This is a genomic window from Variovorax sp. P4_D9 (assembly GCF_056401695.1).
This window is the reverse complement of the sequence record NZ_JBFUIU010000008.1, coordinates 13157-26828: the sequence shown is the minus strand read 5'-3', so window position 1 is coordinate 26828 and position 13672 is coordinate 13157. Positions and strand designations below refer to the sequence as shown.

General features: G+C 67.4%; 14 protein-coding genes. 12 read left to right on the top strand and 2 right to left on the bottom strand.

The window, feature by feature from the left end:
• Positions 1-24: 24 nt before the first annotated feature.
• Positions 25-1209 carry a M20 aminoacylase family protein gene (locus tag AC1DY5_RS01915; protein WP_478107843.1) on the top strand — a complete coding sequence of 395 codons (1185 nt, stop codon included), beginning with the start codon at positions 25-27 and terminating at the stop codon, positions 1207-1209.
• A 35-nt stretch (positions 1210-1244) separates the two neighbouring features.
• On the opposite strand, the gene AC1DY5_RS01910 is transcribed toward AC1DY5_RS01915, so the two are convergent.
• Positions 1245-1943, bottom strand: a complete 699-nt coding sequence (locus AC1DY5_RS01910; protein ID WP_478107841.1) for a redoxin domain-containing protein — start codon at positions 1941-1943, stop codon at positions 1245-1247.
• 138 nt (positions 1944-2081) lie between these two features.
• Between AC1DY5_RS01910 and AC1DY5_RS01905 the strand changes: the two genes are divergently transcribed.
• Both AC1DY5_RS01905 and ydiK read left to right on the top strand, forming a co-directional pair.
• Positions 2082-2309 carry a hypothetical protein gene (locus AC1DY5_RS01905; RefSeq protein WP_478107839.1) on the top strand — a complete coding sequence of 76 codons (228 nt, stop codon included), beginning with the start codon at positions 2082-2084 and terminating at the stop codon, positions 2307-2309.
• A gap of 104 nt (positions 2310-2413) precedes the next feature.
• The gene (gene ydiK, locus AC1DY5_RS01900; RefSeq protein WP_478107837.1) at positions 2414-3487 is read left to right on the top strand and encodes an AI-2E family transporter YdiK; all 1074 of its coding nucleotides are present in this window, start codon (positions 2414-2416) and stop codon (positions 3485-3487) included.
• 20 nt (positions 3488-3507) lie between these two features.
• Here ydiK and AC1DY5_RS01895 read toward each other — a convergent pair whose 3' ends face one another.
• On the bottom strand, positions 3508-3834 hold the full coding sequence (locus tag AC1DY5_RS01895; protein WP_478107835.1) for a hypothetical protein: 327 nt from the start codon (positions 3832-3834) through the stop codon (positions 3508-3510).
• A gap of 60 nt (positions 3835-3894) precedes the next feature.
• On the opposite strand from AC1DY5_RS01895, the gene AC1DY5_RS01890 reads away from it, so the two are divergent.
• The 9 genes from AC1DY5_RS01890 to AC1DY5_RS01850 all read left to right on the top strand — a co-directional run bounded on the left by AC1DY5_RS01890 (position 3895) and on the right by AC1DY5_RS01850 (position 13659).
• On the top strand, positions 3895-4719 hold the full coding sequence (locus AC1DY5_RS01890) for an IclR family transcriptional regulator (protein ID WP_478107833.1): 825 nt from the start codon (positions 3895-3897) through the stop codon (positions 4717-4719).
• A gap of 175 nt (positions 4720-4894) precedes the next feature.
• Positions 4895-5950 (top strand): TRAP transporter substrate-binding protein, encoded by a 1056-nt coding sequence (locus AC1DY5_RS01885; RefSeq protein WP_478107831.1) that lies wholly within the window; start codon positions 4895-4897, stop codon positions 5948-5950.
• Entirely contained in the window at positions 5947-6609 is a 663-nt protein-coding gene (locus AC1DY5_RS01880; protein WP_478107829.1) for a TRAP transporter small permease subunit, read from the top strand. Before AC1DY5_RS01885 ends, AC1DY5_RS01880 begins: the two co-directional genes overlap by 4 nt.
• Complete coding sequence (locus AC1DY5_RS01875; protein ID WP_478107827.1) at positions 6606-7898, top strand: TRAP transporter large permease; 1293 nt, start codon at positions 6606-6608, stop codon at positions 7896-7898. Before AC1DY5_RS01880 ends, AC1DY5_RS01875 begins: the two co-directional genes overlap by 4 nt.
• A 7-nt stretch (positions 7899-7905) precedes the next feature.
• Positions 7906-9282: an amidase gene (locus AC1DY5_RS01870; RefSeq protein ID WP_478107824.1), complete on the top strand. Its 1377-nt coding sequence runs from the start codon at positions 7906-7908 to the stop codon at positions 9280-9282.
• Positions 9258-10052, top strand: a complete 795-nt coding sequence (locus AC1DY5_RS01865; RefSeq protein WP_478107822.1) for a 2-keto-4-pentenoate hydratase — start codon at positions 9258-9260, stop codon at positions 10050-10052. Before AC1DY5_RS01870 ends, AC1DY5_RS01865 begins: the two co-directional genes overlap by 25 nt.
• A gap of 31 nt (positions 10053-10083) precedes the next feature.
• Positions 10084-10854: a fumarylacetoacetate hydrolase family protein gene (locus AC1DY5_RS01860; RefSeq protein WP_478107821.1), complete on the top strand. Its 771-nt coding sequence runs from the start codon at positions 10084-10086 to the stop codon at positions 10852-10854.
• Between the two features lie 32 nt (positions 10855-10886).
• Positions 10887-12113 (top strand): pyridoxal-phosphate-dependent aminotransferase family protein, encoded by a 1227-nt coding sequence (locus tag AC1DY5_RS01855; RefSeq protein ID WP_478107818.1) that lies wholly within the window; start codon positions 10887-10889, stop codon positions 12111-12113.
• Positions 12114-12339: 226 nt separating this feature from the next.
• Complete coding sequence (locus AC1DY5_RS01850) at positions 12340-13659, top strand: MFS transporter (protein ID WP_478107889.1); 1320 nt, start codon at positions 12340-12342, stop codon at positions 13657-13659.
• Positions 13660-13672 lie beyond the last annotated feature (13 nt).

Here is a 13672-nt window from a genome sequence, read left to right as displayed (position 1 = left end):
CACTGCAGCGTCAAGGCGGCCCCGATGATTTCAGTTCCCATCCACCCCGGCATCCAGGCCACCACCGAGGAAATGGTCGGCTTGCGCCGGCAAATCCATGCCAATCCCGAACTGGGCTATGAAGAGTTCCAGACCAGTGACCTGGTGGCGGAGCGCCTGGCGCGCTGGGGCTATGCCGTGCACCGCGGCATGGGCGGGACCGGCGTGGTCGCGACGCTCAAGGTCGGTGACGGCAGCCGGCGGCTGGGCCTGCGCGCCGACATGGACGCGCTGCCGATGACGGAAACCACCGGCCTCTCATGGGTCAGTCGCAAGCCCGGTGCCATGCACGCCTGCGGTCATGACGGCCACACAGCGACGCTGCTCGCCGCGGCGCAACTGCTGGCAGTCGCCAAGGGCTTCAACGGCACGCTCAACCTGATCTTCCAGCCCGCCGAGGAAGGCCTGATGGGCGCGAAGAAGATGGTCGAGGACGGCCTCTTCGAGCGCTTCCCCTGCGACGCGGTCTATGCTTTCCACAACGAGCCCGGCTTCCCGGCCGGGCAGTTCGGCTTTCTTCCGGGCGTGATCTACAGCTCGTCGGACACCGCCGTCATCACCATCGAAGGCAAGGGCGGCCATGGCGCGATGCCGCACACCACGGTCGATCCGATCATGGTCGCGGCGCACCTGATCCTGGCCTTGCAGACGCTGGTGTCGCGCGAGGTCGACCCCAACGACATGGCGGTCGTCACGGTGGGCGCGATGAGCGCCGGCAAGGCGCCCAACGTGATTCCGACCAGTGCCGAACTCAAGCTGTCGGTGCGGGCGCGAAAGCCCAAGGTGCGCGCCTTCCTGCGCGACCGCATTATCGCCATGGCGCAAGGCCAGGCGGCCGTGCATGGCGCCACCGCAACGATCGACTACCAGTGGAAGATGCCGCCCTGCGTCAACGACGAGGCCGCCACCGCCTTCGCGCGAGAGGTGGCGCTGGCGTCGATGGGCGAGAAGGCACTGATCCCCGACATGGCGCCGCTGCAGGCCAGCGACGATTTCGCGTTCATGCTGAACGCGGTGCCGGGCAGCTACTTCATCGTCGGCAACGGCGACGGCAAGCCCGGAAGCGGTCCGGGCTGCATGGTGCACAACACTGGCTACGACTTCAACGACGAGATCCTGCCCAGCACCGCGAGTTACTGGGTCGCGCTGGCGCAGGCTTACCTGCGCTGAACGCGGTCGCCTGAACCCGGCGAGAAGGCCTCATATCATTCCGCGCGGACGGCTCCCTCTGCAAGGCCGCCAGCGGCGGCGATCATCTGCGACGCATCCGGGAAACTGCAAAGGCTGTTCGGCCCGTCGCGCGCCTCGATCTGCACCCAGCGGACGATGCCTGCCGCGTCGACCAGGAAGTGTCCGACGAGCTGAGTGCCGTGGCTCGCGATGATGGCCTTGTCGGTTTCGTCAGGCTCGAACCCGTCCTTGACGTTGAGTGCGGCGTTGGCTTCCATCGGCTGCATCGGTTCGGGCAACGCACCGCCAGGATTGATTCGCGACGCCTCGAATTGCGCCATGCTTGCGTGATAGGGCCATTCGGGGCGCTCGCCGCCGCCATCGGGCTGGAACTCGAGATACGGCACGCCGAAGGCCTGGTGCGTGAGGCAATCCGGGTCGCACAGAAGCGTGACCGGCGTCGGCCGGTGGCGAAAATACAAGCTTGCGTGCTCCACCGGCGTGTTGATCACGGCGAGGGTCTCGACCCCCATTTCGCGCAAGGGCGCCTGTACGCCGGCAAGCTGCAGCACCTGGCGCCGGCAGAACGGGCAATGCAGCCCGCGATAGAAGCCGATCAGGAACGGGCGGCCGCGCAAGCTGTCGAGGGAGACCATGCCTTCGATGTTGGCCGCGGGAAGCGAGAAGCCGGGCGCAAGCTCTCCCGGCTGCAAGGGGCGTTTCTGGTCTCCCATGGGATGTCTCCTTGGTATCGTCCGGTCGAAGGACGAGCATTCGACCCTATCACTTGTCGCAGGCTGGCACAACGCTCGACGCCGACGACAGCCGCGCCGGTGTAAAGTCGGCCCCCCCGATCCGATGCAGGTGACTCCATGGCACGAACAAGCGAATGGGCCGCCAAGGTGCTTATGCTCCTCAAGGGCGGCAACACCGACGCGGCCATCGCGCAGATCAAGGTCGCGCCGAGCGTGAAGGACATCAGCGCCCTCAAGACGGCGCTGGCCCAGGCCGGCCTGTCCGGGCGCTGGCGCGACGTCGACCAGACGATCGAGCAAAGCATCGGCGCGTTATCGGCGCCGCGCCTGCATCGCTCGCCCTGAGCCGATCGGGAGGCCGGCGCCGGTCGTCGGCTACGATGGCACCATCGCCGCGGCCGGCGTCGCGAGGGCCGCGGGGCCATCAGCACAAAGAGGGTGAAGCAAACATGATCGACACGCGCTCGGACCTTGCCAAGATCACGTTCAGCGTGCTGACCATCGTCCTGCTCATCGGTTCTTCGCTCTGGATCCTGCGGCCCTTCCTCGGTGCGACCATCTGGGCCGTCATGGTCGTGGTGGCCACCTGGCCCGCCCTGCTGTGGTTCGAGGCCCGGCTGTGGAAGCGCCGCAGCCTCGCGGTGCTGGTGATGATGCTGATCCTGCTGCTGCTGTTCGTGCTGCCGCTGACGATGGCGATCTCGACGATCGCGGCCAACGCCGACGAGGTCATCGCCTGGTTCAGGTTGCAGATCAGCAAGGGCCCGCCGCAGCTGCCCGATTGGATCGGCCGCGTGCCCTTCATCGGACCGAAGCTGACGCTGGCGTGGGACGAACTGGTGTCCTCGGGGGTCTCGGGCCTAGAGGCCAAAGTCACGCCCTATGCCTCGCGGGTCACGGGCTGGCTGTTCTCGCAAGCCGGCGTGGTGGGCGCGCTGACCCTGCAGTTCCTGCTGACCGTGGTCATCGCCGGCCTGATGTACGCGCAGGGCGAATCCGCGGCCCAAGAGGCCCGGCGCTTCGGCCGCCGGCTCGGTGGGCCGCGCGGTGAAGACGCCGTGGTGCTGGCAGGCAAGGCGATCCGGGGCGTGGCGCTGGGCGTGGGCGTCACGGCGATCGTCCAGGCCGTGGTGGGTGGCATCGGCCTCGCCATCGCAGGCGTGCCCTTTGCGGCATTGCTCACTGCGGTGATGTTCATGCTGTGCATCGTCCAGCTCGGACCGACGCTGGTGCTGGCGCCGGCGACGATCTGGGTTTTCTGGCACGGCTCGACCGGCTGGGGCGTCTTCCTGCTGGTGTGGACCGTGATCGTCGGCACGATGGACAACTTCCTGCGCCCGATGCTGATCAAGCGCGGTGCCGACCTGCCGCTGCTGCTGATCTTCGGCGGGGTCATCGGCGGCCTGCTTGGCTTCGGGCTGGTCGGGATCTTCGTCGGTCCGGTCTTGCTGGCGGTGTCCTATACGCTGGTCAACGCCTGGCTCGACAACGCCGAGCCGATTGCGGGCGACACCGGGCTATAGCGCCGAGGCCCCGCACCTGATCACCAGAAGCGCCAGAACGGGCGCCGCCGTGACGCCGCCTGCTCGAGGCTGGCGCTCATCGTCGTCGGAGCCCCGAAGCGGCGGCGCACCTCGGCTTCGTGCAGGCGGGCTGACCTGCTCGCTTCGGAGTGGCCGCGCAGGGCCAGCAGGCGCAGCTGGTGGGCGCGGTTGAGCAGTTCTTCATCTTCGAGATAGCCGGGCTCGGTCATGCCGCGATTGTGCATGTGCGGGCCGACGACGCGGCAGCGCGCTGGCCGCAGGCGTCCCGAAATTCTGTCGACATCAGTGTAAACACCGTGTTTGACATATTGGTTGTCGCCGACCATTCGGGTCGGATCGCGTTCCGGCCGTCAGGCCGATGGCGCGCAACTTGCATAAGGCACGCCATGACAGCCATCTTCCCTCGCCCACCTGGAAAGACCACCAAAGTCACCCGCATCGACCGGGACGGCGACAGCACCGTGCAGTCGCTCACGCGTGCCATGCAGTTGCTGGAACTCCTCGCCGAGGATGACGAAGGCTATCGGCTGGTCGACATCGCGGCCCAGAGCGGGCTGTCTTCGTCGACCGCCCACCGCCTGCTCACGACACTCGAGCAACGTCAGTTCGTCCAGTTCGACCGCGAGACCAACCTCTGGTACGTCGGCGTGCGCTGTTTCTCCGTCGGGGCCGCGTTCGCGCGGCGCCGGCGCATCGCCCATCTCGCGCTGCCGGTGATGCGGCGCCTGCGCGACAGCACCGGCGAGAGCATCAACCTGGGCATCGCCGATCTCGGCGACATCGTCTTCGTGACGCAGGTGGAAAGCCGCGAAACGATGCGCGCCATCGGCAAGCCGGGGTTCCGGGCGCCGCTGCACGGCACCGCGATGGGGCAGTCGATCCTGGCGGCGATGGCCGAGGACGACGTGCTGCAGTACTTGCGCACCTATGGCCTGCCGAAGCTGACCAACAACACGATCGCGCGCGCATCGCGACTGCACGAGACGCTCGGCGAAGTACGTCGCGCGGGCCATGCGATCGATGACGAGCAAAACGCGGTCGGCCTGCGGTGCATCGCCGCCGCGATCCGCGACGAGCATGGCCAGCCTTTCGGCGCGATCTCGCTCGTCGGGCCGACGCAGCGCATCAAGAGTATCGATTTCGCGCGGCTCGGCGCCACGGTCCGCGCCGCTGCCGACGAGATCACTTCGGCCTACGGCGGCCGCTTCTAGGGGCCCTTCCCCCCGGTCTTCCACCGGCGCGCAGCGCCAAGTCCTTGATTCAGAAGAGATTTCGCACGTGTTCCCACGCAGCGGAATAGTCCGCTGCGCGGCGCTGCGGCGGGATTCAATGGCACATCTTTTCCGAAGTGCCCCCGCCAACCCTCTCTTCTCTCCAGGAGTCTTCATGCTTTTTTATCCGCGCCTCAAATCCATTGCCACGGTCGCCGTGGCACTGATGCTCGCGCTGCCCGCCGCCCAGGCGCAGGACAGGATCAAGCTGAAAGCCGTCGGCCAGCCGCTGGCAACTGGGCTAATCCAGAAGAACAAGGAGCAACCGTTCTTCGAGAATTTCGCCAGCAGGACCGGACTGCCGATCGACGTCGACTACAAGCCCATCGATACGCTGGGCATCAAGGACACCGAGCAGCTGCGCGTCATGAAGGCGGGGCTGTTCGACATCGTGTCGCTGCGCGTCTCGCAGAACTCCCGCGACGAGCCCACCATCCTGGGGCTCGACCTGGTGGGCGCGGCGCCGGACTACGCCACGGGCCGCAAGGTGGCCAAGGCCTACTTCGACACCGCGGATGCGCGCCTGCAGGCGCAGTTCGGCGTCAAGCTGCTCGGCGTCTGGCCTTTCGGCCCGCAGATCCTGTTCTGCAAGAAGCCGGTCGCCAAGCTCGCCGACATCAAGGGCATGAAGGTGCGCGTTTACGACCAGAACTTGGCCAAGTTCATCGAGATGGTGGGCGGCACGCCGGTGCCGGTGTCGTTCGCCGACACGCACCAGTCGCTGTCGCTCGGCGTGGTCGATTGCGCGATCACCGGGCCGAGCTCGGCCAACTCGGCGGGTTGGCCCGAAGTGACGACGCACCAGATGGCGATTGGCTTCCAGATGGCGCTCAATGGCTACGGCATGACCTTGAAGTCGTGGAACGCGCTGGCGCCCGACCAGCAGGCGAAGCTCAAGAAGGCTTTCGACACCCTGACCGACGACGTTTGGAAGTACTCCGAGGAGCTCTTCCAGGACGCCCTGAACTGCAATGCGGGCAAGGACCCCTGCACCACCGGCAAGAAGTTCAACCTCGTCAACGTGCCGGTCACGCCGGCTGACATCGAGCTGGTGCGCAGCGCCGTGAACAAGGTGTCGTTGCCGGTGTGGGCCGAGGTGTGCGACAAGTCCAACCCCACCTGCTCGAAGACCTGGCAGGCGACGGTGGCACCGGTGCTGGGGCTGAAATGAACAGCCGCACCATGACGAGCGAGCGGCAGCCCGTTGCAGCGCCCAGCGGCAAGGTCGCGCCTGCCGGACATGTCGACTTCAAGGCGCGCATGGAGACGGTGCTGGCCACCGCGTTCGGCGCAATCTTCCTGGGCCTGGCGGTGATCGTCACCATCGAGACCCTTTCGCGGAAGTTGTTCAACATTTCGCTGCAAGGGGCCGATGAGCTGGGCGGCTATGCGCTGGCCGTGGGTTCGACCATCGCCTTCAGCCTGGCCCTGCTGGGGCGCAACCACATCCGCGTCGACGTCTTCCACGAGAAGTTCCCGTTGCGCGTGCAGGCGCTGCTGAACTGGATCTCGATCGTCTCGCTGGCGGCCTTGGCCCTGTTCATCGCCTGGGTGGCGTTCAAGGTGATCCAGGACACGATGGCCTACCGCAGTACCGCGCAGACGCCCTGGGCGACGCCGCTCATCATCCCCCAGGGCGTCTGGTACGCGGGGCTGGTGATCTTCGCGCTGGTGGCCTGCGCCCTGGCGTGGCGTGCGACGCGGCTGCTGCTGCGCGGCGACATCGCCACGCTCAACAGCGACTTCCATCCGAAGAGCGCGAAGGAAGAGCTGAAGGAGGAACTCGACGACCTCAAGGTGCGCCAGGCGGCCGAAGGAGCGGCAGCATGAACATCGCACTGATCGGACTCGCGTTCCTCTCGATGCTCGCCCTGATGCTGGCGGGCATGCCGATCGCCGTGTCGATGGCGGCGGTCGGAATCATCGGCGGCATCGCCGCCTACGGCGTCCCCTTCATGGACTCGATCGCGCCGGTGGTGTGGGGCGTGCAGAACGAAGCCCTGCTGACCTCAGTGCCGCTGTTCGTGCTGCTCGGCGAACTGTTGCTGCGCTCCGGCATCGCGGACCGCATGTACATCGCATTGTCGGCCTGGCTCGGGCGCCTGCCGGGTGGGCTGCTGCACACCAATATCGGCAGTTGCGCGCTGTTCGCGGCAACCTCCGGCTCGTCGGTTGCCACCGCGGCCACGGTCGGCACGGTGGCATTGCCCTCGCTGCAGAAGCGCGGCTACCCGATGCGCGCCTCACTCGGCAGCCTGGCGGCCGGCGGCACGCTCGGCATCCTGATTCCGCCGAGCGTGAACATGATCGTCTACGGGTCGCTCACCAACAACTCGATCGGCAAGCTGTTCATCGCCGGCATCATTCCGGGCCTTCTGCTCACGCTGTGCTTCATGCTCTGGATCGCGATCTCGAGCCTGGCCAGCGGCAATGCGATGCGCGAGCCGAAAGTGCCGCTCGACCAGCGGCTGCGCGTGCTCGTGCACCTGATCCCGCCGATGGTGGTGTTCGGCATCGTGATGGGGAGCCTGTATTTCGGCATCGCCACCGCGGCGGAGAGCGCTGCGCTCGGCGTGATGGCGGCGCTCGGCTTCGTCTGGCATTCGGGCAAGCTGAACTGGGAGCTGCTGCGCAACTGCTTCGTCTCGACGGCGCGCGTGAGCGGCATGATCCTGCTGATCGTCGCGGCGGCCTTCATCCTCAACCTGACGGTGAGCCTCACCGGCGTCGCCGAGGCGATGACGAAGTGGGTCGCGGGCCTGGGCCTGTCGGCCACCGGCCTGATCCTGGCGCTGATCGTCTTCTACCTGATCCTGGGCATGTTCATGGACGTGCTGTCGATGCAGGTCGCGACGATCCCGATCACCTACCCGATCGCGACCGCGATCGGCGTCGACCCGATCTGGTTCGGCATCTTCATCGTGCTGATGTGCGAGCTGGGACTGATCACGCCGCCGGTGGGCATGAACCTGTTCGTCGTGCACGGCATCCGTCCGGACAAGGGCGGCATCGAGGACGCGATCTACGGGGCCTTGCCCTATGCGCTGATCATGATCTTGTTCACGCTGCTGCTGATGGCCGTGCCGCAGCTGGTGACCTGGCTGCCGGCGCACATGTGAGGCCACGATGAACAATCCGCTCTGGCAACTCACGGCGACGCAGCTCGTGGCCGGCTTTCGCGATGCGTCGTTCACGCCGACCGAGGCGCTTCGGGCCTGCATGGCGCGCAGCGCCGAAGTCAACCCGCGGCTCAACGCGCTCATCACGCTCGACGGCGAAGGGGCGGCGCACGCCGCCGAGCAAAGCACTGCACGCTGGCGCCAAGGCCGGGCGCTTGGCGCGCTCGACGGGGTTCCCGTCACCATCAAGGACAACCTGCAGGTGCGGGGCCTGCCGACCCACTGGGGCAGTCGTGCCCTCGGCGGACTCACCGCCGTCCAGGACGAGCTTCCGGTCGCCAGGCTGCGCGAAGGTGGAGCCGTGATCTTCGGCAAGACCAACGTGCCCGAGTTCACGATGCAGGGCTACACCGACAATCCGGTGTTCGGCCCCACGGGCAATCCGTGGAACCCTGCGCTCACGCCGGGCGGCTCATCGGGTGGGGCGGTGGCGCTGGTGGCCGCGGGCGGATGTCCGATCGCGCTGGGCACCGACGGCGGCGGCTCGATCCGCAGGCCCGCCTCGCACACCAACCTGGTCGGCTTCAAGCCTTCCCGGGGGCGGGTGCCGCGCGGCGGCGGGTTGCCGCCGATCTTTCTCGACTTCGAGGTGGCAGGGCCGATTGCGCGCAGCGTGGCCGACGTCGAGGCGGTGATGCAGGTGATCGGACGCGGCGCGATGGAGCAGCGCAGTTCGCCGGGCGCGCGCATTCTCTTCATACCGCGCTTCGGCGATCACCCCGTCGATCCGCAGATCGCGGCATTGACCGCGGCGGCGGCTCGGCAGATCTCCGCGCTGGGCCACGCGCTCACGACGGTGCAAGACTTCGACATGGTCGAGGCGGTCAATGCACGCTGGCCGCTGCTGGCGCAGGTGGGCCTGGCCTGGCTCGTAGCGCACCCGCAGGAACTGTCCGGCCGGCCCTTTGATTCTTCGCTGTTCGGCCCGGTGATGCAGGCGAATGCCGAAGCCGGCCGCAAGGCCGCCGCTTCCGATCTGTTCGACCTGCTGTTCGAAGCGGAGCGGCTGCGCAACGCGCTGTCGCGCCTGTTCGACCAATACGACTTCCTGTTGACGCCGGCGGCGGCTGCGCTGCCGTGGCCGGTAAATCAAACGCATCCGTCGCGCATCGACGGGCGCGAGGTCGGCCCGCGCGGGCATGCGGTGTTCGCGGGCTTCGCCAACGCAGTCGGCCTGCCGGCCATTGCGCTGCCCTGCGGCTTCGCGGACGGCATGCCGGTCGGCATGCAGCTCGTGGCCCGCGAAGGCGCGGACGACGCGCTGCTCGCGCTGGCCCGCTCGATCGAGGAAGCCCATCCATGGCAGCGCTTCCCCGTGCTTTGACGGCGTCGGCAGCCGTGCCGGCCGAGCTCACGCCGGTTGCTGCTGCGCAGGCCTTGTGCCGTGCGCGGCGCGACGGTCGGCGTGTGCCGTCGACGCTGCTTCCATCGCGCGGCCGCGACGAGGCCTATGCGATCCAGGATGCGACGCTGGCGGCGATCGGGCCGATCGGGGGCTGGAAGGTCGGCGCCAGCGGCCCCGGCCAGGAGCCGATCTGCGCCCCGCTGCCGGCCGAGGGGCTGGTTCCCAACGGGGCGGTGCTCCAGGGCTCCGCGTGGCGTCTGCGCGGTGCCGCAGCCGAGGTCGCCTTCCGGTTGGGGTCCGACCTGCCGCCGCGCGCCAGGCCCTACACGCGCGACGAGGTCGCGCAGGCGATCGCTTCGGTGCTGCCCGCGATCGAGGTGGTGGAGACCCGCCTGGCCGATTGGCTCGATGCGGACCCGGCGGCGCTGCTTGCTGATCTGCTGTGCCATGGCGGACTCGTGCTCGGCGAGCCCGAGGCTTTCGAGCCCGCGTGGTTCGACCTGAAGCGGACCGAGGTCGTGATGCGCTTCGACGAGCAGGTCGTCGCCCACACGGTCGGCGAGCACACCCATCCCGACGTGGGCGGGCTGCTGGTGTGGCTTGCCAACCATTGCATGGCGCGCGGCGCGGGTCTCAAGGCCGGCCAGGTGGTCACGACCGGTTCGTGTACCGGAATGCTGTTCGCATCGCAAGGTACCGCCGTGCACACGGAAGTGGCCGACCTGGCGCCGCTGAGCGCCTTCTTCTGAGCTTTTCGTAAACCGACAACAGGAAACCGATATGTCCTTGTCAAGGATCGATGCAGTCGCCGAAGCGCTGCTTCGTGCGCGCCGCGACCACTGCGTGCTCCCTGCCGCCCCGCTGGCCGACGCTCTTGGCAACGCCGGCGACGCTTATGCGGTGCAGCAGCGGGTGGCTGCCAGGTGCGACTGGTACGCGAGCTCGCCGCCGCAGTACTGGAAGGCGGGCGGGCCGTCGCGCGACGCGCTGCTGACCTGCGCGCCGCTGCCGCCAGGCGGTGTCTGGTCCAGCCCGGCGCGCGCCGCTCACTGGCCGTTCCACCTGCGCGGCATCGAGGCCGAAGTGGCCTTGCGGCTCGGACGGGAGGTCGATGAAGGGCTCGCATCGACGCTCGATATCGACAGTGCGCGTGCCCTGGTCGATGCGATGGCCGTCTCGATCGAAATCGTCGATTCGCGTTGGCAGGAGGGCCTCGAGGCGCCTGCGCTGTGCAAGCTGGCCGACCTGCAATCGCACGGTGCGCTGGTGCTGGGCGACTGGGTTCCGTTCGCCGGGCGCGACTGGAGCGCGCAGGCCTGCGAGGTGCGCATCGGCACGCAGGCGCCGGTCGAGCGCCGCGGCACCCACTCGCTCGGCGACCCTGCGCAGGTGCTGCCGGCGTGGCTGCGTCACGCCACGCGCCATGGCGAGCGCGTCGTGGCCGGCACGGTGGTGACCACCGGCACGTGGGTGGGCATTCTGAAGGCGGCCGGAGGCGACCTCGTCAGCGTTGAATTTCCGGGCATCGGCCGTGCGTCGGTGCAGTTGTAGAACCTTGAAGAAGACAAAGGACTGAGACAGACATGATCGCACTCGACAATCATTCCAGCGGCCGGCATTTCCTGCAGATCCCGGGCCCGAGCCCCGTGCCCGACCGCATCCTTCGGGCGATCAGCCTGCCGACCATCGACCATCGCGGGCCCGAGTTCGCAACCCTCGGCAAGAAGGTGATCGGCGGGCTGCAGCAGGTGTTTCAGACGCGCCATCCGGTGGTCGTCTACCCAGCGTCGGGCACCGGCGCGTGGGAGGCCGCGCTGGTCAACGTGATGAGTCCCGGCGACAGCGTGTTGATGTTCGAGACCGGCCACTTCGCGTCGCTGTGGCAGAAGATGGCGCAAAGGCTGGGTCTGGAGCCCGAGTTCCTGGCGTTGCCGGGCATCGACGAGACCGGCCTGCCGCGGAGCTGGCGCCATGGCGTGCAGGCCGACCTGATCGAGGAGCGCCTGCGCAAGGACAGCGCGCATCGCATCAAGGCCGTGTGCGTCGTGCACAACGAGACCTCCACGGGCGTCACCTCCGACATCGCCGCCGTGCGCCGCGCGATCGACGCGGCGGGCCATCCGGCGCTGTTGATGGTCGACACCATATCCGGCCTGGCCAGTGCCGACTACCGCCACGACGCGTGGGGTGTCGACGTCACCATCAGCGGCTCGCAGAAGGGCCTGATGCTGCCGCCGGGCATCAGTTTCAACGCGCTGTCGCCCAAGGCGATCGAGGTCGGCAGGACGGCTCGCCTGCCCAAGGCCTTCTGGGCCTGGGACGAGATCGTCGAGATGAACAAGGGCGGCTACTGGCCTTACACGCCCAGCACGAACCTGCTCTACGGACTCAGCGAAGCGCTCGACATGCTGCTCGAGCAAGGCCTGCCAGCGGTGTTCGAGCGCCACCAGCGCTGGGGCGAGGGCGTTCGTACCGCGGTGCGTGCCTGGGGACTGCCGACGCAATGCGCGGACGAGCGGGTTCATTCGCCGGTGCTGACCGGCGTCATCACGCCGCGAGGGGTCGATGCCGATGCGCTGCGCAAGCTGATCCACGAGCGTTTCGATCTCTCGCTCGGCGCCGGGCTGGGCAAACTGAAAGGCCGCATGTTCCGCATCGGCCACCTGGGCGACTGCAACGACCTGACGCTGATGGCCGCCCTGACGGGGGTCGAGATGGGCCTGAAGCTGGCAGGGGTGCCGCTGGCCGGCAGCGGCGTGCTGGCCGCCATGGCGTACTTTGCGGAAACGCCTGCCGCGAAGGCGGGGTGAGTCCTGTGGGGCAGGCGGACTTCCTAGGTGTTTTCACTAACGTCGACAGTGATTGTCAACATCGATGTTGACATGAAATTCGACAGAACCTAAAGTCCGCCCACAGCCTCGGTGGTGCATTGGTCAAACCCGCCCCGACTCGCGGCTGCAAGCTCGCCAGCATGCCGGGTGCGTCCCTGCAGGCTGGCACCCCGCCACGCAAGGAGACAAACCGATGCAACCCACCATGACGGCCGACGCGACAGCGACAGCGATCGCCGCAGCACCTGACACCGCACTCCAGCCCTCGAAGGTTCGCTGGAAGATCTTCCTGATGATGTTGTTCCTCATCTCGATCAACTACATCGATCGGGCGTCGCTGTCCGTGGCCATGCCGCTGATCGCCAAGGAGTTCGACATCGGACCGGCCGTGCAGGGCCTGCTGCTCAGTTCATTCTTCTGGACCTATGCGCTCATGCAGATTCCGGGCGGCATGCTGGCCGACCGTTTCGGTCCCCGAGTCGTCATTGCCGGCGCGACGCTCGGCTGGGGCTTCTTCCAGGCCATCGCCGCCTTCTGCACGGGCTGGGTCCCTCTGCTGCTGACCCGCCTTGGCCTGGGTGCCGCGGAGGCGCCGATCTATCCGGCGGGCGGCAAGCTCAACGGCATCTGGATGACGCAGAACGAGCGCGGCCGCGGCGCGACTCTGCTCGATGGCGGCGCGCCTCTGGGCGCCGCACTGGGCGCGATCCTGATCTCGGGCCTCATCGCGGTGCTCGGCTCGTGGCGCCTGGCCTTCGTGATTGCAGGGGTCGGCACCGTCGTCGCCGGGCTGTTCGCCTGGAGCTACATCCGCAACCATCCGCGCCAGCATCCCGGCGTCAACGAGGCGGAAGCCAGGTACATCGAGGCCAGCCATGCCCAGGACGCCGCCAGCGAGCCGCAAGGCGCCAGCGGCCGTCTGCTCGACTTCCTGCGCTTCCGTTCGGTCTGGGGCATGTTCTTCGGCTGGATGTGCTTCAACGCGCTCTTCTACGGCCTGCTCACGTGGATGCCGAACTACCTGTCCAAGGTCCATGGCTTCGACATCAAGCAGATGGGCGGGGCGGTGTTCATCATGTTCTTCTCGGGCTTCGTCGGCGAGATGTTCGGCGGATGGCTGGCCGACAAGTGGAAGGCCGCGGGCGCCTCGAACAGCAAGGTACTGCGCACGCTGTTCGGCATCTCCTCGGTGATCGCCACCATTGCGATCTACATGGTGTCGCAGATCACGAGCCCGGTCCTTGTCGTCATCCTGCTGTCGATCACACTGTTCTTCCTGCGCTGGTGCGGCCTGTTCTGGTGCGTGCCGTCGATCCTCGGTCGCCGGGCGCACGTCGGCTTCCTCGGCGGCACGATGAACCTGGGCGGCAACGTCGCGGGCATCGGCGTGCCGATCGTGGTCGGCTTGATCGTGCAGGCGACCGGCTCCTACTTCATGGCGCTGATGCTCTTCGCCGCGGCGGGTGCAGGCTTGTTCGTCTGCTCGACGCTGTTGATCGACTACAGCAAGAAGCTGCCCGTCTAGTTCACTTTCCAGG

Excerpts from the sequence above, each read along its gene's own strand:
- AC1DY5_RS01870 (WP_478107824.1), top strand. The coding sequence starts at position 7,906 with ATGAACAATCCGCTCTGGCAACTCACGGCGACGCAGCTCGTGGCCGGC.
- AC1DY5_RS01885 (WP_478107831.1), top strand. The coding sequence starts at position 4,895 with ATGCTTTTTTATCCGCGCCTCAAATCCATTGCCACGGTCGCCGTGGCA.
- AC1DY5_RS01915 (WP_478107843.1), top strand. The coding sequence starts at position 25 with ATGATTTCAGTTCCCATCCACCCCGGCATCCAGGCCACCACCGAGGAA.
- AC1DY5_RS01905 (WP_478107839.1), top strand. The coding sequence starts at position 2,082 with ATGGCACGAACAAGCGAATGGGCCGCCAAGGTGCTTATGCTCCTCAAG.
- AC1DY5_RS01890 (WP_478107833.1), top strand. The coding sequence starts at position 3,895 with ATGACAGCCATCTTCCCTCGCCCACCTGGAAAGACCACCAAAGTCACC.
- AC1DY5_RS01895 (WP_478107835.1), bottom strand. The coding sequence starts at position 3,834 with ATGGTCGGCGACAACCAATATGTCAAACACGGTGTTTACACTGATGTC.
- AC1DY5_RS01875 (WP_478107827.1), top strand. The coding sequence starts at position 6,606 with ATGAACATCGCACTGATCGGACTCGCGTTCCTCTCGATGCTCGCCCTG.
- AC1DY5_RS01860 (WP_478107821.1), top strand. The coding sequence starts at position 10,084 with ATGTCCTTGTCAAGGATCGATGCAGTCGCCGAAGCGCTGCTTCGTGCG.
- ydiK (WP_478107837.1), top strand. The coding sequence starts at position 2,414 with ATGATCGACACGCGCTCGGACCTTGCCAAGATCACGTTCAGCGTGCTG.
- AC1DY5_RS01880 (WP_478107829.1), top strand. The coding sequence starts at position 5,947 with ATGAACAGCCGCACCATGACGAGCGAGCGGCAGCCCGTTGCAGCGCCC.
- AC1DY5_RS01850 (WP_478107889.1), top strand. The coding sequence starts at position 12,340 with ATGACGGCCGACGCGACAGCGACAGCGATCGCCGCAGCACCTGACACC.
- AC1DY5_RS01855 (WP_478107818.1), top strand. The coding sequence starts at position 10,887 with ATGATCGCACTCGACAATCATTCCAGCGGCCGGCATTTCCTGCAGATC.
- AC1DY5_RS01910 (WP_478107841.1), bottom strand. The coding sequence starts at position 1,943 with ATGGGAGACCAGAAACGCCCCTTGCAGCCGGGAGAGCTTGCGCCCGGC.
- AC1DY5_RS01865 (WP_478107822.1), top strand. The coding sequence starts at position 9,258 with ATGGCAGCGCTTCCCCGTGCTTTGACGGCGTCGGCAGCCGTGCCGGCC.